The sequence below is a fragment of the Halovibrio variabilis genome (assembly GCF_007991175.1).
Taxonomy (GTDB): Bacteria; Pseudomonadota; Gammaproteobacteria; order Pseudomonadales; family Halomonadaceae; genus Vreelandella; species Vreelandella variabilis.
In genome coordinates this window covers 269,866-291,890 of sequence record NZ_BJXV01000002.1, presented here as the reverse complement: position 1 = coordinate 291,890, position 22,025 = coordinate 269,866, and the positions used below count along the sequence as shown (strand labels likewise).

Below are 22,025 nucleotides of genomic sequence, written 5' to 3'. Positions count from 1 at the left end.
TGCTGACGCCCTTGCCATCACAGCAAGGGCGTTTTTATTTGCCTTAACGCTGGGTTAATGCTCGTCAGCCATGCTGAAGGGTAATAAAAAGGAAACCGCTATGCACGTCTTGCTGATTGAAGATGACCCGCTGGTTGCGTCGGGTATTCGCGCTGGATTGATGACCTTCGACTTTGTGGTCGACCACGTCTCCACAGTGAACGCTGCCCGTCAGGCAATGCGAACGGTGGCCAGCGATGTGGTCATTCTTGATCGCGGTTTGCCCGATGGCGATGGTCTTCAACTGCTTGCCGAGTGGCGCGAACAGGCAATCGATGTGCCAGTGCTGGTGTTAACCGCCAGGGATGCGGTGCGTGACCGGGTGGATGGTCTGCAGGGTGGTGCTGATGACTACCTGGTGAAACCCTTTGATTTAGATGAGCTGGTAGCGCGGCTACACGCCTTACTGCGCCGGGCAGCAGGGCGTAGCAGCGGTCTGATCTCCCACGGTGCACTGTGCTTAGACCCAGCGGCACGAGAGGTTTACGTAGATCAACAATTGATCATGCTTTCTCGCCGTGAGCTGGTGCTGCTTGAAACCTTCCTGCAATCGCCGCGTAGCGTGCTCTCTGCTGATCAGCTCAAAGACAGCCTTTACGGCATGAACGACGATGTCGAGAGCAATGCGCTGAATGTGCATATTCACCACCTGCGCCGCAAGCTGGGTAGCGGTGTGATTGAAACGGTGCGCGGGCTTGGCTACCGGCTGGGCAAACCCGCAGCCATTCATATAGCGGGCACGCCCTATCCGGGGCAGCGATGAGTTTACGCGCGCGCTTACTGCTTACCCTGGGGTTAACGCTGGCCCTGCTCTGGGGTGTGGCGGCGGCGTGGCTGATGCGAGACCTTGAAGAGAAGTTTGTGGAAACCCTGGATCAGCGCTTAGCGCAGTCGGCAAGAATGGTGGCTGGGCTAGTCCTGCAGCTGCCGTTTGAGGTCTGGGAGGATGCCGAGCATCCCGTGCTGTCTATTCCACCTATTGAGGGCCTTGCCTGCCAAGTGCACTCGCCCCAAGGGGAGATCATGGCGCGTACCCATGCCGATATGGATGCCGTGCTGGCGCCGGGTGAGAGAGGTCATACTTATCGCCAGACAGGCGACGTGATCTGGCGAGTGTTTACCTATGAGCGTGGTGGCATCGTTATTACCACCGCCGACCGTATGGATGAGCGCGATATGCTGCTCAGCGGCGTGATCCGGATGGCCGTGGTGCCCTTTGTAGTGGCGCTGGTGGGCAGCATGGTTGCGCTTTGGCTAGGGATTTGGCGCGGCTTAGCGCCCCTAACGCGGCTGCGCGAGTCGTTAGCCAGCCGCCATCCCGAGGCGCTGGCGCCCGTCGCCACCTATGGCTTGCCTAAAGAGATTCGGCCGCTCATTGAGACTCTCAATGCCCTGCTGGCGCGAGTGCAGCAAACCCTTATGCGCGAGCAGCGCTTTACCAATGACGCCGCCCATGAGCTGCGCACGCCGCTGACGGCGATCAAAACCCACCTGCAAGTTGCTCGCCGGGTCGAGGGTCAAGCCGCCATCGCATCGCTCAACCAGGCCGAAGAGGGCGTGGTGCGTTTGAGTTCAACCCTTGATCAACTGCTAACGCTGGCCCGGGTAGAGGGGTGTGTTCGCTTTGATGATGGCAAGGCCAGCCGTGTAGCAGATGTGGTCGAACACGCCCTGGCAGATAGCCAGCACGATACATCCGCGCGCTTTATCGTGCCGTTCAGCTGGCCCGATGTCACCCTGGCCATGCCCCGTGAGCTAGCTATAACCGCGCTGCGTAATTTGCTCGATAACGCGCTTTATCATGGGTCCGCTGATTCCCCATCAGCGTTGATACGCATTGGTCCCCAGGGGAGCGTGCTCTTACCTTTCGCGTTAGTGACCAGGGGCCTGGTGTTGATGACGCGACGCTTACGCAGTTAACGCAACGATTCTGGCGCGCCAGTAAACACCAGGGCAGTGGCTTGGGGCTAGCCATTGTGGCCGCAATAGCCGAACGCTTTGGCGGCGAAGTGATGTTCGAAAGCCCAGCTGAGGGTGGCTTCACCGCCTGTTTGAAGGTGCCAGTGGCGCGTCGCTAAAAGCGCGATAGCAAAAAAGATAACGCAAGGGAGAAACCGATATGAATAAAAAATGCTTAAGCAGGCTGGGCCTGCTGGTGGGGATCAGCCTGGTCGCTTTCGGCGCGTTGGCGCAGCAAGGGGACGCCGAGCGAGGCCAGGCAGCCGCGGCTACCTGTACCGCCTGCCACCAGGCCTATGGTAGCGGTATGAACGTACCCAATGGTGAGTCATGGCCACGCTTGGCGGGGCTAAATGCCGACTATATCGCCAAGCAGTTGCACGACTTTCAAGCCGGGCAGCGACAAAATGCGACCATGGCGACGTTTGCCAATATGCTCGATGACCAGCAAATAGCCGATGTGGCCGAATACTATAGCCAAATGCCGCTAACGCTTGGCCAAGGCGGCGATCAGGCCGACGAAGCCCTGCTGGCGCGCGGTCAACAGCTTGCCGAACGTGGCGACTGGAACGCCTATATTGTTTCCTGCCAAAGCTGTCACGGGCCTGGTGGCACAGGCGTTGGTAGCACCTTCCCCGGTGTCGCCAGCCAGCATGCTGGTTATATCAGTGCTCAATTGAAGGCGTGGAAAACCGAGACCCGCAGTAACGACCCACAGAACCTTATGGGCGCCATTGCCAAACGCATGAGCGATAACGATATTCAGGCGGTGTCCGCCTGGTATGCCACGCAATCCGGTTCAGCAGAGCAGGAGACCGCACAATGATTAGCTGTCGTCGCCCCTTCATCATAGCGCTGACCGGTTGCTCGCTTGCGCTCGGTGTTGCTTACGCAGCGAGTGTCTTTGCCCAGCCAGAAGAACGCCCAGACGCCGCGCTGGATATGCTGGTTCATGAACCCCCCACCATGGAAGACCTTGAGAATTCAGATATTCATCCGGAACTGAAAAAAGTCATCCGCTATGGTCACGATCTATTCACCAATACCCAGCAGTTGCGCGGTGAGAACGTGTTCAATGACATGAACTGCTCGAGTTGCCATTTAGGTGAAGGGCGGGTGCCGTTCAGTGCTCCGGTGTGGGCGGCGGCCATCACGCTGCCGGATTTCCGGGGTAAAAACCAGCATGTCAATAACCTGGAAGAGCGCATTGCAGGCTGTTTTGCCTACTCCATGAACGGCGTGCCGCCCGAGTATGGCAGCGATGAAATGCTGGCGCTGAGTGCCTACCACCAGTGGCTGGCCACCGGTGCGCCAATGTATCCAGACAAGCCGATCTTTGGACGTGGCTTCCCAGCGCCAGATGAGCCCGAGCAAACGCCAGACTACGCTCGTGGTGAAGCGGCCTATCAGAACAACTGCGCCATCTGCCATCAGCAAGATGGTACTGGTCACTATGAAAGCGGCGAGTACGTGTTTCCTGCCCCCTGGGGCGACGGCTCCAATAATTGGGGAGCGGGGATCGTTCGAGTCGATACCATGGCGGGCTTTATTTACCAAAATATGCCGCTTGGTCAACCGCGTTCACTCAGTGATCAAGAGGCTTGGGATATTGCCTACTACATAACCAGCCAAGAGCGTCCCCAAGACCCCCGTTACACGGGAGATGTCGCCGAGACATCCGAGCGATTTGGCCCGACCTTCCATAAGCGTTCACTGTACGGTCAAACCCGCGAACACGACGGCCATGTGCTGGGTGATCACGAAAACTTCGGCGAGAAAGGCGATATTAAACCCTGGAACGTTGGCATGCCGCGGTTCGAAAACCTATCTGAGGAGTAAGGGTAGTGAGGAGGCTGTCTTGGCGGCCTCCCTCATACAGGTTAGGGCGCTTCGCTGCCCATCATGTCGATCATTCGCTCATCGCTGGGCATACCCTGAATACGCTCAATACGCACGTTCCCATTCTCAGTTCCACGCTGGAAAACCGAGGTGGGCGTGGCATACAGCCCCAGCTCTTCGAACAGCTGGTTATTAGCGTACACCTGTTCTTCAATCTCGCGTGGTTGGGCACTGGCCTCGATTTCTTCCTGGCCGCTTTCATGGGCATGCAGTGTGGCCGCCGGGTCGTCAGCGCCGAGAATGGCAGCTGCTTTGCCAGGGCTATCAGGCGCTAAAATACCCACCATGATATGACGCAGTTGCACTTCACCCGCGTCTACCCAAGGACGTGTCTCTTGCCAAAACTGGCGGCAGTAGGGGCAGTTAGCATCCGTGAAGGTGTAAATCACCCGTGGGGCATCTACGTCGCCATCTTGAATCCAGTGGCTTTCGCTTAATAGCTGCCAGGTTTGTGCCTCCAGCGGTGCACGCACATGCTCAGCCAACTGTGCTTCGGTAAGGTCATTACCCTCGCTATCCATCAGCGTACCCATCACCGCGTGCTCGCCATCAGGCGTCAGGTAAATCGCCATTTCCTGTCCCTGCACGCTGGCGCCGTAGCCGCGCAATCCGCCGGGGGCCTCGAATTGGCCATGAATCTCCAAACCTTGGTCGGCCAGTGCCTGAATAGGGGCGGGAAGCTCATCGGCATAGCTTGCAGAGGTGCTCCCAAGCACTGTCAGTAGGAGAAAACCGCTAATGACAGAGTGACGTTTCAAGTGCATGGCAGCGCCTTGTTTGAATAGGAGTGAGAAGCTGGAAAGCTAATAGCTGCCATCTTAACACTGGCAGGCCCCAGCATAATGCCGTGTTGGCATTGTCGCACCACGACATTATTTAGGGATTATGCGAAAAGCCGCTAAGTGTGGCGATTACCTCAAGCCCCCTCAGGTCCATCACTAAAACGTAAATAGCTTGATATGGATCAAGCTGCGACCACTTGCCTCGTGCCCTTACGCGGTAAGGCAGCTATGCTGGGCGTACTGATATTAAGTTATTACGTTAGAGGAAAATATTATGAAAAAAGCGTCTCCTTTTCTATGCGCCGCAATGGGGCTCTCGGTTTTCCTCGGCATCTCACCTTCCTTTGCAGAAGAGGCCGCGGCCTACCGTGAGACGACGTTAGGTCTTTACGTTACTGCCACTGAAGCTTATGAGCTTATGCAGGAGAACGAGCGTGCCGTACTGATTGATGTACGCGATCCCATCGAGATCAAGTTCACCGGTTTCGCTGAACCCACCGGTATTCATGTGCCTTGGGTGCTGGCCGATCGCGATAACTTTGATGAGAAGTCCAATACATGGGCCATGGGCAAGAACGTCGACTTCGACGTGCAAGTAAAGGCTGAGATAGAAGCGCTGGGTGTAAGCCATGACGATCCCATTATTGTCATGTGTCGTTCGGGCGCCACCCGCAGCGCTCCCGCGGCCGATGTCATTACCGCGATGGGGTATAGCGATGTCTACTCAATGACCGACGGTTTTGAGGGAGGAAAACTTGACGAAGGAGATTCGCAGGGTGTGAGAGCCATGGATGGCTGGCGTAATTCGGGCCTGCCGTGGAGCTACAACATCAACCCCGATTTCGCTTGGTATCCCGACAACTGATGCTCTGATACTTGGTCCGCTAGATTGTGTCGCTGGGCCAAAGACACTGACCCAACCCAATGAGGTAAACGTATGACACTTAAAACAACCCTGACCCTGACAGCCGTCATGGCAGCCATTGGTTTCTCAGGTCTCGCCATTGCTAATAACCATGGCAGCGATGAACGTGAAGACCAGGCCTTGGTCATCCTCACCAGTGAATCGCTCCAGACCCAAGGCATGGCCATGATCCTCGCCAATGCCATGCAGCAGCAGGGCACCGACCTGCACGTTTTGCTCTGTGACACCGCCGGTGATCTGGCTACCCAAGGGTACGCAAGCACTGAGGCTATCGCTACACCCCCAAGCAACCCAGCTGGCCAGGTTAAGCCGGAAGGCATTCTCAACATGCTGATGGAAAACGGTGCCAGCGTGGATGTGTGTGCCATCTACCTGCCTAACAGCGCGCATGCTGAAGAGGATCTTGTGGAGAATGTGGGCATTGCAGCACCCGGCACCATAGCGGAAATGATGCGCGATCCTGCCATTCCCGTTTACAGCTTTTGAGTATCCACCTTGAAATGAAGGAGTCCATTATGAAAAGCAACGTCGGCGGTATCGATAAGATTTTACGCATTTTAGTCGGCATCGCGCTGATTGTGCTGACGCTAGTAGGCACCATCGGCGTTTGGGGTTGGATAGGGGTAGTGCCGCTGGCTACCGGCCTGTTCAATTTTTGCCCGGCCTACAAGCTGGTAGGCATCAATACCTGCAAGCTTAAGTGACCACTTGCTAAGTTTTGGCAAGGGTAAGAAACCGCGTCCGGCTCACCAAGTGGGGCGGACGTTTCAGTTTGTCGAATAGCTAGTCGTCCTATCCCTATCGTTATCATTTAGCGTTTCAATTGGAAAGATATTCTAAAAAGGAATAACTTTATAATCATAATCAAATCCCAAGCATTTCAGTTTACGTTAATACATCAGGAGAAACGTCATGGAAAATCAAATGCATCAACCTGTCATGCCTCAATTGAATAAGGCAGCGCCGGATTTCACTGCCAAAACGACCCACGGCGAAAAATCGCTCAGCGACTATCAGGGAAAGTGGCTAGTGTTATTCGCTCACCCCTCAGACTTTACTCCGGTGTGTACCACGGAGTTTTCGGCCTTTGCGAATTACGCAGATCAGTTCAAAGAGGCCAACACGGAGCTGCTGGGCCTTTCCATCGATAGCATTCACTCGCACATTGCTTGGACGCGGAGCATAAAAGATAACTTCGGCGTCGAAATTACCTTCCCAATTATTGCTGACCTCAACATGAAGGTGGCGAACGCCTACGGCATGATTCAGCCGGGAGCCAGCGATACGGCAGCGGTTCGCGCGACTTTTGTGATTGACCCAGAAGGTGTGCTTCGGGCCATGTTGTACTACCCCATGACCAACGGCCGCTCAGTGGAAGAGGTGCTTCGCTTGGTTAAGTCGTTACAAACCAGCGATGAACATGGCGTTGCAACACCTGAAGCCTGGTTGCCTGGACAGCCGGTCATCGTGCCGCCACCCCACACTTCGCAGGATGCAGAAGCCCGTCAAGCGGAAGGCTATGACTACACAGACTGGTACTTCTGTAAAAAGACACTCTGATATTTGCTGCTTTTCAGGCTGACATTACTTAAGTCTCAGGAGAAAGAAGTCATGAACACTTTTGCGCTTTCAAAGCATACCGGCGCAGGCTCGCCGGATGTGGCCGGTTTTTTCGATCCGCGTACCTTTAGCATCCAGTACGTGGTAAGCGACCCTGCCACCAAGCAGTGTGCAATTATCGACCCCGTGTTGGATTTTGACGAAAAGTCCGGCGCGACGGCGACTCACCACGCCGATGAGCTGCTGGCCTATATCAACAAAGAAGGGTTATCGGTGGCGTGGATTCTTGATACCCACCCCCACGCCGACCACTTCTCCGCGGCCCACTATTTAAAGCAACAAACCGGTGCACCCACGGCCATTGGCCAACAAGTCACCAAAGTACAGGCGCTATGGAAGGAGATCTATCACTGGCCGGAAATGACGACCGATGGTCGCCAGTGGGACACGCTGTTTAGTGAAGGTGACACCTTTAACATCGGTGAGCTGGATGCTCGTGTACTTTACTCGCCCGGCCATACGCTGGCCTCAATTACCTACGTGATTGGCGATACGGCCTTCGTGCACGACACCCTGTTCCAGCCAGACTTTGGCACCGCCCGCGCCGATTTCCCCGGTGGCGATGCCAAGGTGCTGTGGCACTCCATTCAGCAGATTCTAGCGCTGCCCGCTGACACTCGGCTATTCACCGGCCACGATTATATGCCCGATGACCGCGAGCCGCAGTGGGAGAGCACGGTCGCTGAGCAGCGTGAACGTAACCCGCACATAGCTGATATGAGCGAAACGGATTACATCGCGCTACGCCATCAGCGCGATAGCGAACTGCCCATGCCCAAGCTGATTTTGCACGCCTTGCAGGTCAATGCGCGGGGCGGGCGACTGCCAGAGCCGGAGGCAAACGGGAAGCGCTACCTCAAAATCCCGCTGGATGCCTTAGAAGGCGCCGCCTGGGATTAAGCCCTTGACTACTTAACAGGAGCATCACCATGCAAACGCAGCCGTTAGAAACGGATATCGAGATTACCTCAGCGCTTACGGTAGAAGAACTTGAGCACGTCAAAGCAAAAGGCTTCAAAACGGTCATTTGTAACTGCAAGCCCGGCGAAAGCGCTGAGTTTCCGGATGAAAAAGCCTACCGTCAAAAAGCCGCTGATATTTGCCTTCAGTGGGTGCACATTCCGGTCACACCGGGTGACTACAGCCAAGCGGATGTTGCCGCCTTTGCTGAGGCTATGCAGCAGCTACCCCGGCCTATCCTGGCATTCTGCCGCACGGGAAAGCGGGCTACCCATCTATGGGCCTACGCGAAGCGTCACACCGAGCAGTGCGACCTTGCTGAGCTGTTTAGCGCTGCGAAAGCAGCAGGCTTCGATTTGGAAGAGCATCGGCAAGGGCTTGAAGAACAACAAACCTAACACTGCGATGACGCTTGTCGCGATCACGCTGACTCAGCAAACGGATACTGCCCATGAGTATTGAGCGTTGGGTGCCACTGGTCGGCTGGCTACGCCGCTATAACCGCAAGCTGTTCTCTCGGGATGCACTGGCCGCGGTCATTGTCACGCTAATGCTGGTGCCTCAGGCGCTGGCCTACGCCTTGTTAGCGGGGCTTCCAGCCGAGATGGGACTCTACGCCAGCATGCTGCCGCTGGTGCTATACGCCATCTTTGGCACCAGCGCTAGCTTAGCCGTGGGGCCAGTGGCGGTGGCAGCGCTGATGACGGCTTCTGCACTGAGTGATCTCGCCACTCCCGGCAGCCCAGAATACGTCAGTGCAGCACTGGTGTTGGCAGCGCTTTCTGGGCTGATATTGATCGCCATGGGCGTGCTGCGGCTGGGGTTTTTGGTCAATTTCTTGAGCCATCCGGTGATTTCGGGATTTATAACGGCTTCAGGCATTCTGATTGCGATGAGCCAACTCAAACATATTCTTGGCGTAGAGGCGTCTGGCCATAACGTCATTGACCTGTTGGGTGGGCTGCTAAGTCAGTGGCAGCAGGTAAATATAACGACGCTGCTGATTGGTCTGGGCGTATTGGGCTTTCTGCTGGTATGCCGCAAGCGGTTAAATACATGGCTCACAGCTATCGGTGTCTCTGCCAGCACTGCCGGGCTCATGGTGAAAGCTGCGCCGATCTCAGCGGTGGTGGTCACCACACTGCTGGCCTGGGGGTTAAACCTAGCCCAACACGAAGTGGCGTTGGTGGGCACTGTGCCCAGTGGTTTACCAGCCATCGGGCTGCCCAGCCTGGATCAAACGCTGTGGTTTGGGCTATTGCCCGCAGCGTTGCTGATTAGCCTGGTAGGTTTCGTTGAATCGGTGTCAGTTGCGCAAACGCTGGCAGCAAAGCGCCGCCAGCGCATCGACCCTAATCAAGAACTGATTGCGCTGGGCATGGCCAATCTGGGTGCCGGTGTTAGCAGCGGCTCACCGGTATCCGGGGGCTTTTCCCGTTCGGTTGTCAACTTTGAAGCAGGCGCCGCAACGCCGCTGGCCGGGGCGTTTACGGCACTGGGTATAATGCTTTCTACCCTGTTGCTCACTGACATGCTGGCGTTTTTACCCACGGCGACACTCGCGGCCACCATCATTGTGGCGGTCGGAACGCTGATTGACCTACCTGCGGTGAAGCGTACTTGGCAGTACTCCCGCAGCGACGGTGCGGCCATGGTGGTTACCTTGTTACTGACCCTGCTGCACAGCGTTGAAGTCGGTATTATTTGCGGCGTAGTGCTGTCGTTGGGGCTACATCTTTACCGCACCAGCCAGCCTCATAGCGCAGTGGTCGGTCGCGTACCGGGCACCGAGCATTTTCGCAATGTCAAGCGTCACCAGGTCGAAACCGATGAGCGCGTAGCGATGCTGCGCATCGATGAAAGCCTCTACTTCGCTAATGCTCGCTACTTGGAAGACACCGTTATGGCGTTGGCCGCCCGTTCGCCCTCGCTAAGGCATATTGTGCTGACCTGCCAAGCGGTTAATGTCATTGATGCTTCTGCACTTGAAAGCTTAGAAGCGATCAACGCGCGGTTATGCGATGCAGGCGTCAAGCTACACATGGCAGAAGTGAAAGGCCCAGTGATGGACCGCTTAAAGCAAACAGACTTTTGCGACGCGCTAACCGGGCAGATGTTTTTTACCACCTTTGATGCCTGGCAGGCCCTAGCCGAAGCCATCAAAGCCAATACGCCCCCTTTGCCAACCCAATAAAAGGAGACAACGCCATGCAACATCGACACGCTAAGGTAGCCATTATTGGGGCGGGTAGCGCGGGCCTTAGCGCCTGGCACGCCGCGAACAAACATACCGACGACGTAATGCTGATTGAAGCAGGTGCGTATGGCACGACCTGCGCGCGTGTGGGTTGCATGCCTTCAAAACTGCTCATCGCTGCTGCCAATGTCGCGCACAGTACCAACACCGCTGCCATGTTTGGCGTCAAGGTGAGCGGTGTAACGATAGATGGTAAAGCGGTGATGGAAAGGGTCAGGCATGAGCGTGACCGCTTCGTCGGTCATGTATTGAAATCGATGGAAACGATTCCCGAATCGCATCATCTGCTTGGCCACGCCCGTTTTACTGACCCCCATACGTTGATCATCGATGACCATACCCGGCTTACGGCCGAGGCTATTATAATTGCCACCGGATCGCGGCCCACATGGCCGAAGCTGCTGGAAGGTGCAGGCGACCGGCTAATCGTTAATGATGATGTCTTCAACTGGGAAACGTTGCCTGAATCAGTGGCTATCGTGGGGCCTGGCGTGATTGGTATGGAGTTGGGTCAAGCACTTAGTCGGCTAGGGGTACGTACTCGCACCTTTGGTGTGGGCGGTGGGGTAGGGCCTTTTCAATCCGAGACGCTGCGCCAACTGGCAGATGAGACGTTCAACCGAGAGCTATATTTAGACCCTGATGCCAATATCGATAAGCTCGAGTGTCAAGAAAACGGCGTTGATGTCACCTTCAATAAGCGTGGCAGCGAGCAAACTATTACTGAAACGTTCGACTATGTGCTTGCGGCGACAGGGCGTCAGCCCAACGTGGACCAGCTGGATATCGAGAAAGCAGAACTTACGCTGGACAATCGTGGGGTACCTCAATTTAACCGCTTTTCGTTGCAGTGCCTGAATGTGCAAGGCACGCCAAGCCATATTTTCATCGTAGGAGATGCCAATCTGGCGGTACCGCTACTGCATGAGGCAATCGCAGAAGGAAAAATCGCAGGACGCAACGCGGCGAACCTAGACGATGTGCAAGTAGGCCAGCGTAACGTTCCTCTGGCTATTGTGTTTACCGAACCCCAGATGGCAATGGTGGGTGAAAGTCGCGCTAGCTTAGAGAAGCAATATGGTGGCTGTGATTGTATCGCTAAAGGCGGGGTCTCTCTTGCCGATCAGGGGCGTGCGCGAGTAATGGGTGAAAACCAAGGCTACTTCGCACTTTATGCGGCGCATGGCAGCGGGCAGTTTTTAGGTGCTGAGCTGTTTGGACCAGGTGTTGAGCATATAGCCCACTTGCTAGCCTGGTCATTAGAACAAAAGTTAACGGTAAGTCAGATGCTCGCCATGCCCTTTTATCATCCGGTGCTTGAAGAAGGTTTGCGCACCGGACTTCGTGAATTGCAGGCAAATCTACAGCAGGGGCCTGATATTTTAGAACGCTGTATGGAATGCGGCCCCGGCGATTGAGAACACTACTAGCCCTCACGGCTCACTTTGACTGGTAAGCCTTGGCGCACGCTGGCCCCGCTAATGGGCTCAAGCCAAGTGCCATCCACATCCCGCGTGGGGTCTTTAAAGCCCAGATCGTTGATATTGATGCCTGCGCGCATCCAGGGCATATCCGGCTGTGATTCACCGTCGATAACGTGTGGCGTGGCGCCTAAATCGCGATGTCCGTAACCATGCTCAATACCCAATGTACCAAGCATCACGCTTTCGCTGACGAGCGCCAGTCCCACTACGCTACCGCCAGGGCTTTCAATGCGAATGGTATCGCCGTGCTGGATACCAAAGCGCTCGGCATCTTGGCGGTGCATCTGCACCGGGTTATAAGGCTTGATCATGCGCAGCCGCTCACTGCCTATGGCGTAAGAGTTCATCAAATTGGATTTGAACGAGAACGCCAGTAGCGGCCACTCCTGTTCTGAAAACACCTCGCGCATGGGCTGCTTGTTCGCCAACTGGGGCAGCTTATGGCAGGGCACCCCGCTATTGGGCAAGCCGTTAGTGGTGTCAATACTAGTGCCGACCGACTCATTGTAAACACACAGCGTTTTCGTCCACTGATATTTCAATTTCTCGCCTATAAAGTGCTCGCTGGCATCTTCAAAACGTCCGCCTCGCGCGTAGAGGTAGGCAACCCGGGTGCGCTCATCGGCTTTCAGCGTGCGGGCTATTTTAGGCAGTAGTGGGGCAATGCCCCCATGGGCGATATCATTGTCGTCCGCTTCGGGCAGGGGCTCTTCTTGAAAAGCGATATTGGCCGCGGCCCGCAGGTAGTAATCCTCGGCGCGATTGAGCGGGTGCAGGTTGCCATCGGTATCAGGAATCGCATTGTCGCCAAATCCGGGCAGGCCCAGGCGTTTGGCCACGGCGATAAAGAAGCTGTCCATAGAGACCGGTTCGCCTTCGGCGGTTTTTTGCTGGCGCGGCTCCACCACCGGCCAACAGGCGGTGGTCAGCTTGCCCAGGGTGCCTTTCCAGGCGCCGGTAAAGCCCCACACTTCGTACATCACGGAATCAGGCACGATGTAGTCGGCGTAGCGATTGGTTTCGTTGATAAAACCGTCTATCGCCACAAAGAGACCTAACCGTTTGGGGTCTTTCAGCTTGTCGACAATGACACCCTTCAGGCCTGCCTGACCATAAATCGGGTTGGCCATACAGCCAATCACCGCTTTGATGGGGTAAGGGTAGCCATTGAGTGCCGAGGGTAGGTGCTCTGTGAGCGTCGGCGGTGCCAACGAGCGCCACGGCGCTCTAGCCGGGTAAGGGTTTTCGCCTGCGGCGACTTTGCGCTGGTACTCGGAAGATTTTTCGTAGGGGAAGCGCGAACGGGATAGAAACACGCCCTGGGGGCCGCGTTTTCCAGGGAAGTTGGCTAAATCGTAGCGTGGGCCTTCGCCGGTACCGCTGTAGGTGCCACCTCCGACGGCGCTGCCGCCCTTCATGTTGTAGTTGCCTGCCAGCAGATTCAGCATTTGTACGCTGAACGCGGCGTAGAAACCGTTACCTGACATCATGCCGCCGTGGCAGTTAACTGCGGCCTTTCGGCCGTGACTCGCATAGCGGCGCGCTAACGTAATGATCGTCGCCTTGGGAATGCCGCAATGCTCGGCGTAGGTGTCTAGGTCGTACTCATGGGCGGATTCGCGCAGCAGCGTCAGGCTGCTTTTAACGGTGACGGTGGCGCCATTGGCAAGTTCTATCGCGCGTTCAGCAAACAGCTCGGCGGTCATTACCTCTTCGCTGAGCGCGAGCTCGCCATTGGCTACCACTACCGGTGAGTCTGCATCGCTACCTGCTTCGGCAAGACCTAGGTCGCTGGCGCGCAGAAAATAGCCACGACGCGGGTGCTCGAAGGTATCAATGACTAAGTGAGTGGCGTTGGAGTGGGTGGTTTCGCCCGCTGCATCGGCGGCGGCTTTGCCGGGCAGGGCTAGGAAGTCGCTAGCATAGCCCTGATTGTCGAGTAGCCACTGAATGATTGCCATGGCGAAAGCGCTGTCGGTACCGGGGCGAATAGGCACCCAGCGGTTGTTGTCAGCTGCGTGGGAGGTGGCAGCATTGAGCGCTGGGTCGACCACTACATACTCCAGCGTTCCGGCTGCACGGGCTTGGGCGATCAGGCGGCCTTGGCGTTTAAACGGATTGCCCGCCTGGCTGGGCGCGCAGCCGATATACATGATAAACCGTGCATTTTGGATATCCGGCTTAACATGGGCGTTGGTGACAATATTGTTCATCACCGCACCAGACCCCATGCGGAAAGCCAAACCGCAGTACGCACCGTGGTGTCCGTAGTTGCGGGTCGCAAAAGCGTTGAGAGTAAAGCGCTTGAGTAGGTCAGAGCGCCCGTAGTCGGTGGCTTCCATTACCATCAACTGGTTGGCCTTGGGGCCGTATTCGGGGTTATCAGGGTCGATTAGGGTGTCATGGTCGCGAATATCGCGCAGTCCATCAACGTGACCTTCGTTAAACAAGTCGCCGCCGTCACAGATCTCTTCAATTAACTGCTCGAAGGAAATTTTCTGCCACTCGCGACTACCCCGTTCGCCAACTCGTTTAAGGCAGTGGTCGACTCGGAATGGATTAGTGATTTGACTCATCATGGCGTTGCCACGGGCACAGGCGGTAGAGCGGTTTAGCTGACCCTGTTCCCCGTAGGCGCTCACGCTGCGTAGAGCATCGGCCACTGGGGTGCGCATGGGTAAATGGTCATCGGCGGACAGCGGGTGGTAGGGGTTGCCCGACACCCGGAGTACTTCACCACGGGTGTCATCGACCCTTACTCGCACGCCGCACCGGGTGGTGCAGCCGTAGCAAATGGTGAAGGCGACCCGCTGGTCGGGTGTTAGCGTAAGTTCGCCAGTGTCTAAATCGACTCGGTATTCTGGGGTCAGCGAGTTGCCATGAATATTGTGTCGGGGTTTTTCACCCGCGCTACCAGTAATGCCCTTGGCCATTTTAGCCAGTGGCTCGGCATAGCCCACGGCAAAAGTAGCGGCACCGCCCGCGACGGCAGCCCCTTTCAGAAAACGACGGCGTGACGGGTCTTGAGCAGACTTAGACATGGCTAGACGCTCCTTTTTTAGCGGTGAGAGGGTGAGTAGTAGCGTCTTGAGAAGCGTGGGTGGGGGTTGCCACAAAGCCTCCCTGCTGGGCTTGCCGCCAGGGTATAAACAGCTCAATCAGTAAAATAGCGGCGAGCCAGAGACCGAAGGTGCCAACAATACCCAACATACCGGAAGAGCCCGCGGGGATGCCGTAGTGGTGAAAACCGGCGCTGTTGCGAGCCACATGCTGAACATCCATCAGCACCACCCAGCGGAACATCCAGCCCATATGAATGGCTACTAGGCCAAGCAACCATGCCCAGGCAAAGAGTGTTGGCTGGTGAGATGTTGACGCCAAGTTTGAGCCTGACTGTTTCAGGGTAGGGCGAGTCAGCAAAAACACCACGGCGACAAACAGCGCGATGCCGGTAACGCCGCCCCACAGGGCGGTACTGTGCCACGAGGCGCTATAGCGCACGGATTCCAGGGCAGCGGCCACTGAACCTACATGGGCATTTACACCATCCAAAAACCAGCTAATGGCGACGAGGCCTGCCAAACCGCAAGCAACGAGAAGCACATACAGCATCTGACGAATGGTGTTTGGCGAGCCAAGTCCGCTAACTCGGTTCAGCACTAATACGAGCCCGGCAGCGGCGATAAATCCGGTGGTTACCAGCATCGGTGGTAGCCATACGGTGTGCCAAAGCGGGCGTGCCTTGACGATCGCTAGCTCCGCACCGGTGTAAAGCATAATGCCGCTGGATAGCACCAGCGCGGCCACGCCTACCACGGCGACTAGCGCTCGGGGCGTTGCGCCACTGCCTAAAGAGAGCCAGTTGGCTAGCATTCCGCTCAGCCCTGATGCGTTTCGCTTTGCCTGTAGCGCAGGTCGCCATGCCAGCCAAGCAAGGCCAAGCACGCTAACCAGATAAAGCGGCAGAACCACGCTGCCAATCGACATCCAGGAGTGGCTGTTGGCGTAAGCGTAGAAGTGCCAAAAGCGCAGCGGCTGGTGCAAATCTGCTAGTAGCGCGACGGGTGCCACCAGCGTTGTGCTGACGCAGGCGATTAACGCCAGACGCGCGGTGGGCAGCCAGGCTTTTTTACCGAATACCAGCGCCGGGGCGGCTAGCCAGAGGCTGGCGTAAGAGACCGCAATCATAAAAAAGTATTGTACCGCCCAAGGTTACCAGGCGATGTCGTAGCGCGGTGCCAGTAGCTCAATGGTGGAATTCATAGCCCATCTCCTGACCGTGTGGGTCGAGCACTTCCAGCGCAACGGGTTCAGCCGTGGGGCGTGTGGTGAAGCGCTCGTCCATACCGAGGTAGAACACCTGCGGAAGGGTATTTTTTTCTGGTTGTAGCACCATCAACGCATCACTGTGTTCGTTAATCATCCGGCTGATCTGGCTTTGCGGATCGCGCATATTGCCAATAACACGGGCACCGCCTACGCAGCTCTCTACACAGGCAGGTAGCAACCCGGCTTCTAAACGATGGGCACAGAAGGTGCACTTGTCGGCGGTTTGAGTGCGCTGGTTAATAAAGCGGGCGTCGTAGGGACAGGCGTTGACGCAATAGGCACAGCCCACGCAGCGGTCGCTATCGACCACCACAATGCCATCCTGCTGTTGATAGGTGGCCTCAACCGGGCAGACCGGGACGCAGGGTGGGTTTTCACAGTGGTTACACAGCCGCGGCAGCATAAAGGTGGCCAGCTCACCGCTCTCCTGATGCTCTACTTCGTATTGAGAAACCGTGGTGCGGAATTGGCCCAGCGGTGCCGCGTTTTCGATATGACATGAAACCGTGCAGGCCTGGCAACCGATGCACTGACGTAGGTCTATCAGCATGCCGTAGCGTTTAGTGGGGTCGCCTTCACGGCGGGCTGGCTGTTGATTAATGCCAGCCTGAGCAAAGCTCGAAAGCGGCACCAGCGCAGCGCCTGCGCTTAAACGGGCCAGTTGGCCCAAGAGCGAGCGACGCATTGCGTCCATAGCGCCTCCTTGGTGAATAAAACGGCATTCGCAGGGCGAATGATTGGAATACGCTTAGATTACGCTTTTGCTTTGAGTCAGAAATTGATGGGCGTCAATGAGTTGGGGCTATTTTCTTAATGCTCCCTTAATGTTTGATAGATAAGTTATTGTTATATTTAGTTAAATTTATCAATAGCTAAAAAATTGGTTGGGCGATCCTATACCCATGGACCTTATTGATAACGTCGGCATTGAGGTTTGTTATGGTCGGCCAAGCTTTATTTGGATGTACATAAAAGTCCTACAAGAAGTGCTCATAAAATTGCTTCAGATCAAAGTCTGCATAAATTTTGTAAAAGATAGTTGGCTATTTACTGATGTATGACTACGCTTAACAAGAGTTATCCAGAAAATATGTTCTGAATAACTTTTTGTGTGGAATGCGTTGGTAGCTCATTACACATGGATGAGGCATCAGTGCCGGTCACATGGGTAATGTCTGCTTACAAAAACTAATGCCGCCGGAGATACTCATGGAACTTGAAGCTTTATCCGTAGGGCAATACTCCTTTATCCAGAATGCGTATTCGTTTGGCTTTGCCGTAATGGCCGCCGCAACGCTTTTTTTCTGGTTAATGAAGTCTGAAATTGCTCCAGCCTACCGCCTAGCCATCACCATCACGGGGTTAGTAACCGCGGTTGCTGCCTACCACTACCTGCAAATCATGCTGTCTTGGGGGGCCGCTGTTGATGTAACGTCTGGAGAAGTTATCTCAACTGGTAAGCCCTTCAACCAAGCTTACCGCTACGTCGATTGGCTGCTGACGGTACCGCTCTTGCTGATCGAGCTGATACTGGTCATGCGCTTGTCCAGACAAGAAACCATCAAGAGAACGACGGTTCTAGGCGGTGCGGCTGCCTTAATGATCGTGCTGGGTTATCCGGGTGAAGTATCCAGCGCGGGTGGCTTGCGCTTCGTGTTCTGGGTGCTCTCGATGATTCCGTTTGTTTACATCGTTTACCAGCTTGTTGTGGGTCTTAAAGAGTCCATTTCACAGCAGCCGGAAAGCGTGAAGAACTTGATCAACATCTCTGTCTACTTGGTCATTGGTTCCTGGTTGTTCTACCCGATTGTCTACCTCTTCCCGCTGGTCGGTCTGGAAGGCGGAGCTGCCATCACAGCCGTTGAAGTTGGTTATACGGTAGCGGATATCGTGGCTAAGGCCGTCTTTGGGGTCTTTATCTTCATGATTGCCATGCGCAAATCGCAGGAGATTGAAGGCACCGCGTCAACCGTCTCTAAACCAGCTGCTGCCGCTGAAAACGAAACGTCCAAGCCCTCTTAAGCGCCGACTTTCATAAAAGGAGTCACATACGGCCAAGGATGGCCCCGTTAAAAGGACGTTGGCATGGTCACTGCAACACTCACTCAAACCGCCAATTTCAACGGTGTTGGTGGCAACGAAACAATGAAAGCACCATCCGATGCGAGCGACGTCGATCGCGAACTCGAACAGGTTAATGCATTAATGCGTAACAGCCTTAATGCAGCTGATCACTGGCCGGCGCAAGCCGCCAGCCTCTATCATCTTGAAACGGGCGGCAGTCAATTGCGCGCTCGTTTAGCGCTACTCAGCGGTATGGCATTCAAGTCATCGAGTGCCCACCGCATTGCCGCCGCTGCAGCGTCAGAGCTTATTCATAATGCATCGCTTGTGCATGATGACCTTTGTGACGGCGATAGCGAGCGCCGTGGGCAGCCGTCTGTTTGGAAACGTGACAACCCTGGGGTTGCGCTCTGCACGGGCGATCTTTTACTTACCGCGGCCTTCCGTGCCGCCCTTTATAGTGACTTACCCGAGCACAGTTTGGCGCTGATTCAACTGCTCACCGAGCGCTCAGGCCAGGTGATTGCCGGGCAGAGTATCGAATTGGCCGCGCGCGGCACCCATCATCAACGCCGTGACCCCTCCGTTGCCGAGTATCTGCAAGCCACCCTGGCTAAAACAGCGCCTTTGATTGCGCTCCCCCTGGAAGCGGCGGCAATGGGTGGTGATATTACCCAGCAGCAATGCGAACACCTCCACCGATTTGCAAAAGCCGTTGGGCTGGCTTATCAGATTATTGATGATTTAGATGACCTTGAGATTGGCTGCGCGCAACGCCTGCAGCCAGACCACTACCATTGCTACCACGCTTGGCCGTGTCATTGGCCGGTTCGGCCACAGCGGCTGGCGAACCAGCGGCTGGCGAACCCTGCTTCCCAGGCCATGCGCCGGGCCACACGCCACGCCTCCGCGGCGCTGGCCCGCGGGGAAACCCTTATTCAGCATTTTCCCAACGTGCTTGGCACATCATTACAGGCGGTGTTGGCAACGCTACGCCGTCGCCTTGATGAACACCAAAAGGCCATGGCGGTCTATGCGGATCAAGTGCCTGTGCCGAACCAGGGTGTACAGGCGATGACGGAGCAGACCTTATGAACGCGCTGATGGATAAGCCAGCATCCACCCAAGGCAAAGCGGTTGTCGTTGGATCGGGTTTTGGTGGTATTGCCGTTGCTTTGCGCTTGTTGTCTGAAGGTTGGGACGTCGAGTTGCTTGAGCGTCATGCCGATATCGGCGGGCGGGCTCGAGTTTTCCATTTAGATGGGGTGGCCTTTGATGCCGGACCAACGGTGATTACCGCGCCCTTCATTTTTGAAGCGCTGTTTGAGCGTTTCGGCGAGCGCATGGAAGAGCACGTTACTCTGTTACCCGTTGAACCTTTCTACCGTATGGATTTTGTCGACGGTAGCTACTTCGACTACAAAAGCGGTATCGAGGATACCGTCGCAGAGATCGAGCGGTTATCGCCCGGAGAGGGCGGCGCTTATGCGGCGTTTCTGAAAGCCACGGAAGTGATGTACCAGCGTGGTTTTGTCGAGTTGGCCGAGCAGCCTTTCACCCGCGTGACGGACATGCTCAAAGTATTACCTGACCTGGTGCGCCTACGGGCTGATGTTAGCCTTTACGGTTTTGTGTCGCGTTTTTTTAGCGATGAACGTTTGCGTAAGGCGTTTTCAGTGCCTTCGCTGTTGGTGGGCGGGCACCCGTACCGCACCTCGTCGCTTTACGGCTTGATTCACGCCCTCGAACGCCGCGGAGGCGTTTGGTACCCCAAAGGCGGCACCGGTGCACTGGTTGAGGCGCTTGCCGCCTTGTTCCAACGCCACGGCGGGGTCATTCGTACCGGCCAGCAGGTCAGCGCGATCAGTGCAGAGGGTAACCGCGTTACCGGCGTGGAGGTGGTGTCGGGCGAGCACTACGAGGCCGATATTGTGGTCAGCAATGTCGACCCGCTGCACGTCTACGAGCACTGGTTGCCGATGGGCCGTTGGGGCCGCTTAGTGAATGGCTGGCGGCGGCGGATGAAACAGTCGATGGGGCTGATGGTGGTGTACTTTACCACCCGGCGGCGTTACCCGGAGCTTGAGCACCACACGATTGTCTTCGGCGATACGTTCAAAGAGATACTTGACGCCATCTTTGATAAGCATGAACTGCTCGACGATCTCAGCCTCTACCTGCACCGGCCGAGCGCCACAGACCCGCAGATGGCGCCTGCCAACCAAGACGCGTTCTATGTATTGGCGCCGGTGCCGAATCTTAACGGTAAGCAAGATTGGGAGACGCTCGAGCCGGTTCTCACACAGCGGGTTTTGCTGACGTTGCAGCAGCGGCTAATGCCGGATCTGTTCGAGCAACTGAGTGCTACCCACGCGATAACGCCGCGCTATTTTCACGATGCGCTTTCGAGCCCCTTTGGCAGTGGTTTTTCAATTGCCCCGACGCTGACACAGTCGGCCGGGCTGCGTTTTCATAACCGCTCCCCGCATTTCGACAACCTCTATTTTGTGGGCGCCGGTACACACCCTGGTGCCGGTGTGCCGGGGGTAGTGTCTTCTGCTGGCGTGGTCGAACGGCTGGTGAAGGAAGACAGCCATAAACGTCAAAAGCGGCTGGTGCCCGTGCAAGGAGAGAACGTCATATGACCACCTCGGCCACCTCGGCCACCTCGGCCACCGCGTCTCAAGCTACCCTGCGTCAGCATGGCCGGAGCTTTCATTGGGCGGGGCGCTTTTTGCCCGCGCACCAGCTGCAGGCGGGGGCGCGGCTTTACCATGTCTGTCGGCAGGTGGACGACATCGCCGACAATGCGACCACCGAGGCACAGCGGCTTCGCGCCAAGCAGATGCTTTGCCTTTTACAGCAGCGGCTGGCAGCGCACGCACCCGGTGCGTCAGTGTCCTCGCTAATGTTTCTTGAGGATCAATCAACCGCTAACGTTATTGATGACGCGCCAATGCCGCCGCTATCGGCAACCGATCAAGAGGCCGTGGCGGCGCTTGAGACAGATATCGGCTCACTCTTCAGTTCAGATTCATGGGCTTTTCACGCCATGCAAGACCTGCTCGCCACCATGACGGTCGATCTTTCCAAACTGCATCTGACCAGCGAGTCTGCCTTGCTGCACTATGCTTACGGGGCGGCGGGTACGGTCGGCGTGATGATGTGCCACTTGCTCGACGCCGAAGAGCCGGATCGCGCACTGGCCTTTGCCATTGATTTGGGCATCGCCATGCAAATGACCAATATCGCCCGTGATGTGCTGGAAGACGCGCATGATGGTCGGCTTTATCTGCCTGCTGCCTGGATGTCGGCTGATGTCACCGCGGCCCAGATTGCCGCAGGCGATGATCAGGCACGCCAGCAGGCCTGGCAAGCGATCCAACAGTTGCTGGCGCTGGCTGAACATTACTATGTCAGCGGTTGGCAAGGGTTGGCTTACCTGCCGGTTCGAGCCCGGCTGGCGATAGGCGTCGCGTTGCGCGTTTACCGTGACATCGGTAGGCGTATTCAGCGTCTCGATGCGTCGCAGTATTGGGGCCATCGTGTGGCTGTGCCGGGCTGGGCGAAAGCGTATCAGAGCGTGTTGGCGTTGCCAGCCTTAATGCCTGCTAAGCCGCCGGTTCATAACGCGGCACTTCATCGCCCCCTGGGCTCTACTCTGATGTTTTACCGCATCGCTCAGGATAGCGGGGGCAGGTGTTGAG

Annotated in this window: 20 protein-coding genes and 1 pseudogene; 17 read left to right on the top strand and 4 right to left on the bottom strand. The window is 56.2% G+C overall.

Features of this window, described 5'->3' with window-relative positions:
* Positions 1–100: 100 nt before the first annotated feature.
* From HVA01_RS03325 to HVA01_RS03310, 5 genes are read left to right on the top strand one after another with little or no spacing between them, the layout of a single operon-like run.
* A complete protein-coding gene (locus tag HVA01_RS03325) occupies positions 101–802 on the top strand; it encodes a response regulator (protein WP_146873106.1) in 702 nt (233 codons plus the stop codon).
* A complete protein-coding gene (locus tag HVA01_RS03320) occupies positions 799–1,959 on the top strand; it encodes a histidine kinase dimerization/phospho-acceptor domain-containing protein (protein ID WP_246129424.1) in 1,161 nt (386 codons plus the stop codon). Before HVA01_RS03325 ends, HVA01_RS03320 begins: the two co-directional genes overlap by 4 nt.
* Positions 1,860–2,117, top strand: a complete 258-nt coding sequence (locus HVA01_RS17610; RefSeq protein ID WP_246129436.1) for a sensor histidine kinase — start codon at positions 1,860–1,862, stop codon at positions 2,115–2,117. The genes HVA01_RS03320 and HVA01_RS17610 overlap by 100 nt, the downstream gene beginning before the upstream one ends.
* A gap of 41 nt (positions 2,118–2,158) precedes the next feature.
* Positions 2,159–2,824: a c-type cytochrome gene (locus tag HVA01_RS03315; RefSeq protein WP_146873105.1), complete on the top strand. Its 666-nt coding sequence runs from the start codon at positions 2,159–2,161 to the stop codon at positions 2,822–2,824.
* Positions 2,821–3,837 carry a c-type cytochrome gene (locus tag HVA01_RS03310; RefSeq protein WP_146873104.1) on the top strand — a complete coding sequence of 339 codons (1,017 nt, stop codon included), beginning with the start codon at positions 2,821–2,823 and terminating at the stop codon, positions 3,835–3,837. The genes HVA01_RS03315 and HVA01_RS03310 overlap by 4 nt, the downstream gene beginning before the upstream one ends.
* A gap of 41 nt (positions 3,838–3,878) precedes the next feature.
* On the opposite strand, the gene dsbG is transcribed toward HVA01_RS03310, so the two are convergent.
* Positions 3,879–4,661: a thiol:disulfide interchange protein DsbG gene (dsbG, locus tag HVA01_RS03305; RefSeq protein WP_146873103.1), complete on the bottom strand. Its 783-nt coding sequence runs from the start codon at positions 4,659–4,661 to the stop codon at positions 3,879–3,881.
* A gap of 292 nt (positions 4,662–4,953) precedes the next feature.
* On the opposite strand from dsbG, the gene HVA01_RS03300 reads away from it, so the two are divergent.
* The 8 genes from HVA01_RS03300 to HVA01_RS03265 all read left to right on the top strand — a co-directional run bounded on the left by HVA01_RS03300 (position 4,954) and on the right by HVA01_RS03265 (position 11,859).
* Positions 4,954–5,544, top strand: coding sequence for a rhodanese-like domain-containing protein (locus HVA01_RS03300; RefSeq protein ID WP_146873102.1), 591 nt, complete (start codon positions 4,954–4,956; stop codon positions 5,542–5,544).
* Between the two features lie 72 nt (positions 5,545–5,616).
* The gene (locus HVA01_RS03295) at positions 5,617–6,090 is read left to right on the top strand and encodes a DsrE family protein (protein ID WP_246129421.1); all 474 of its coding nucleotides are present in this window, start codon (positions 5,617–5,619) and stop codon (positions 6,088–6,090) included.
* 29 nt (positions 6,091–6,119) lie between these two features.
* A complete protein-coding gene (locus tag HVA01_RS03290) occupies positions 6,120–6,308 on the top strand; it encodes a YgaP family membrane protein (protein ID WP_146873101.1) in 189 nt (62 codons plus the stop codon).
* 208 nt (positions 6,309–6,516) lie between these two features.
* Positions 6,517–7,164, top strand: coding sequence for a peroxiredoxin (locus HVA01_RS03285; RefSeq protein ID WP_218031529.1), 648 nt, complete (start codon positions 6,517–6,519; stop codon positions 7,162–7,164).
* 51 nt (positions 7,165–7,215) lie between these two features.
* Positions 7,216–8,124, top strand: coding sequence for an MBL fold metallo-hydrolase (locus HVA01_RS03280; RefSeq protein WP_146873100.1), 909 nt, complete (start codon positions 7,216–7,218; stop codon positions 8,122–8,124).
* 29 nt (positions 8,125–8,153) lie between these two features.
* Positions 8,154–8,582, top strand: coding sequence for a protein tyrosine phosphatase family protein (locus HVA01_RS03275; protein ID WP_146873099.1), 429 nt, complete (start codon positions 8,154–8,156; stop codon positions 8,580–8,582).
* A 53-nt stretch (positions 8,583–8,635) separates the two neighbouring features.
* Entirely contained in the window at positions 8,636–10,378 is a 1,743-nt protein-coding gene (locus tag HVA01_RS03270) for a SulP family inorganic anion transporter (RefSeq protein WP_146873098.1), read from the top strand.
* Positions 10,379–10,392: 14 nt separating this feature from the next.
* A complete protein-coding gene (locus HVA01_RS03265; protein ID WP_146873097.1) occupies positions 10,393–11,859 on the top strand; it encodes a dihydrolipoyl dehydrogenase in 1,467 nt (488 codons plus the stop codon).
* An 8-nt stretch (positions 11,860–11,867) separates the two neighbouring features.
* Here HVA01_RS03265 and HVA01_RS03260 read toward each other — a convergent pair whose 3' ends face one another.
* The 3 genes and pseudogenes from HVA01_RS03260 to dsrO all read right to left on the bottom strand — a co-directional run bounded on the left by HVA01_RS03260 (position 11,868) and on the right by dsrO (position 16,948).
* Positions 11,868–14,966 (bottom strand): molybdopterin dinucleotide binding domain-containing protein, encoded by a 3,099-nt coding sequence (locus HVA01_RS03260; protein WP_146873096.1) that lies wholly within the window; start codon positions 14,964–14,966, stop codon positions 11,868–11,870.
* Positions 14,959–16,122, bottom strand: a pseudogene (nrfD, locus tag HVA01_RS03255) (NrfD/PsrC family molybdoenzyme membrane anchor subunit); the annotation flags it as partial. The pseudogene nrfD and the gene HVA01_RS03260, both read right to left, overlap by 8 nt.
* Positions 16,123–16,171: 49 nt before the next feature.
* The gene (gene dsrO, locus HVA01_RS03250) at positions 16,172–16,948 is read right to left on the bottom strand and encodes a sulfate reduction electron transfer complex DsrMKJOP subunit DsrO (RefSeq protein ID WP_146873095.1); all 777 of its coding nucleotides are present in this window, start codon (positions 16,946–16,948) and stop codon (positions 16,172–16,174) included.
* 515 nt (positions 16,949–17,463) lie between these two features.
* Between dsrO and HVA01_RS03245 the strand changes: the two genes are divergently transcribed.
* From HVA01_RS03245 to HVA01_RS03230, 4 genes are all read left to right on the top strand, one after another.
* Positions 17,464–18,276, top strand: coding sequence for a bacteriorhodopsin-like (locus tag HVA01_RS03245; RefSeq protein ID WP_146873094.1), 813 nt, complete (start codon positions 17,464–17,466; stop codon positions 18,274–18,276).
* Positions 18,277–18,339: 63 nt separating this feature from the next.
* Entirely contained in the window at positions 18,340–19,413 is a 1,074-nt protein-coding gene (locus tag HVA01_RS03240; protein WP_146873093.1) for a polyprenyl synthetase family protein, read from the top strand.
* Complete coding sequence (gene crtI / locus HVA01_RS03235) at positions 19,410–20,963, top strand: phytoene desaturase family protein (RefSeq protein WP_218031528.1); 1,554 nt, start codon at positions 19,410–19,412, stop codon at positions 20,961–20,963. The genes HVA01_RS03240 and crtI overlap by 4 nt, the downstream gene beginning before the upstream one ends.
* On the top strand, positions 20,960–22,024 hold the full coding sequence (locus HVA01_RS03230; RefSeq protein WP_146873092.1) for a phytoene/squalene synthase family protein: 1,065 nt from the start codon (positions 20,960–20,962) through the stop codon (positions 22,022–22,024). The genes crtI and HVA01_RS03230 overlap by 4 nt, the downstream gene beginning before the upstream one ends.
* The last annotated feature ends 1 nt before the right edge of the window (position 22,025 follow it).

Bases quoted from the DNA above. Each gene is read 5' to 3' on its own strand.
- dsrO (WP_146873095.1), bottom strand. From the start codon at position 16,948: ATGGACGCAATGCGTCGCTCGCTCTTGGGCCAACTGGCCCGTTTAAGC.
- HVA01_RS03315 (WP_146873105.1), top strand. From the start codon at position 2,159: ATGAATAAAAAATGCTTAAGCAGGCTGGGCCTGCTGGTGGGGATCAGC.
- HVA01_RS03230 (WP_146873092.1), top strand. From the start codon at position 20,960: ATGACCACCTCGGCCACCTCGGCCACCTCGGCCACCGCGTCTCAAGCT.
- HVA01_RS03310 (WP_146873104.1), top strand. From the start codon at position 2,821: ATGATTAGCTGTCGTCGCCCCTTCATCATAGCGCTGACCGGTTGCTCG.
- HVA01_RS03280 (WP_146873100.1), top strand. From the start codon at position 7,216: ATGAACACTTTTGCGCTTTCAAAGCATACCGGCGCAGGCTCGCCGGAT.
- crtI (WP_218031528.1), top strand. From the start codon at position 19,410: ATGAACGCGCTGATGGATAAGCCAGCATCCACCCAAGGCAAAGCGGTT.
- HVA01_RS03285 (WP_218031529.1), top strand. From the start codon at position 6,517: ATGGAAAATCAAATGCATCAACCTGTCATGCCTCAATTGAATAAGGCA.
- HVA01_RS03325 (WP_146873106.1), top strand. From the start codon at position 101: ATGCACGTCTTGCTGATTGAAGATGACCCGCTGGTTGCGTCGGGTATT.
- HVA01_RS03275 (WP_146873099.1), top strand. From the start codon at position 8,154: ATGCAAACGCAGCCGTTAGAAACGGATATCGAGATTACCTCAGCGCTT.
- HVA01_RS03245 (WP_146873094.1), top strand. From the start codon at position 17,464: ATGGAACTTGAAGCTTTATCCGTAGGGCAATACTCCTTTATCCAGAAT.
- HVA01_RS03295 (WP_246129421.1), top strand. From the start codon at position 5,617: ATGACACTTAAAACAACCCTGACCCTGACAGCCGTCATGGCAGCCATT.
- HVA01_RS03240 (WP_146873093.1), top strand. From the start codon at position 18,340: ATGGTCACTGCAACACTCACTCAAACCGCCAATTTCAACGGTGTTGGT.
- HVA01_RS03300 (WP_146873102.1), top strand. From the start codon at position 4,954: ATGAAAAAAGCGTCTCCTTTTCTATGCGCCGCAATGGGGCTCTCGGTT.
- dsbG (WP_146873103.1), bottom strand. From the start codon at position 4,661: ATGCACTTGAAACGTCACTCTGTCATTAGCGGTTTTCTCCTACTGACA.
- HVA01_RS03290 (WP_146873101.1), top strand. From the start codon at position 6,120: ATGAAAAGCAACGTCGGCGGTATCGATAAGATTTTACGCATTTTAGTC.
- HVA01_RS03320 (WP_246129424.1), top strand. From the start codon at position 799: ATGAGTTTACGCGCGCGCTTACTGCTTACCCTGGGGTTAACGCTGGCC.
- HVA01_RS03265 (WP_146873097.1), top strand. From the start codon at position 10,393: ATGCAACATCGACACGCTAAGGTAGCCATTATTGGGGCGGGTAGCGCG.
- HVA01_RS03260 (WP_146873096.1), bottom strand. From the start codon at position 14,966: ATGTCTAAGTCTGCTCAAGACCCGTCACGCCGTCGTTTTCTGAAAGGG.
- HVA01_RS03270 (WP_146873098.1), top strand. From the start codon at position 8,636: ATGAGTATTGAGCGTTGGGTGCCACTGGTCGGCTGGCTACGCCGCTAT.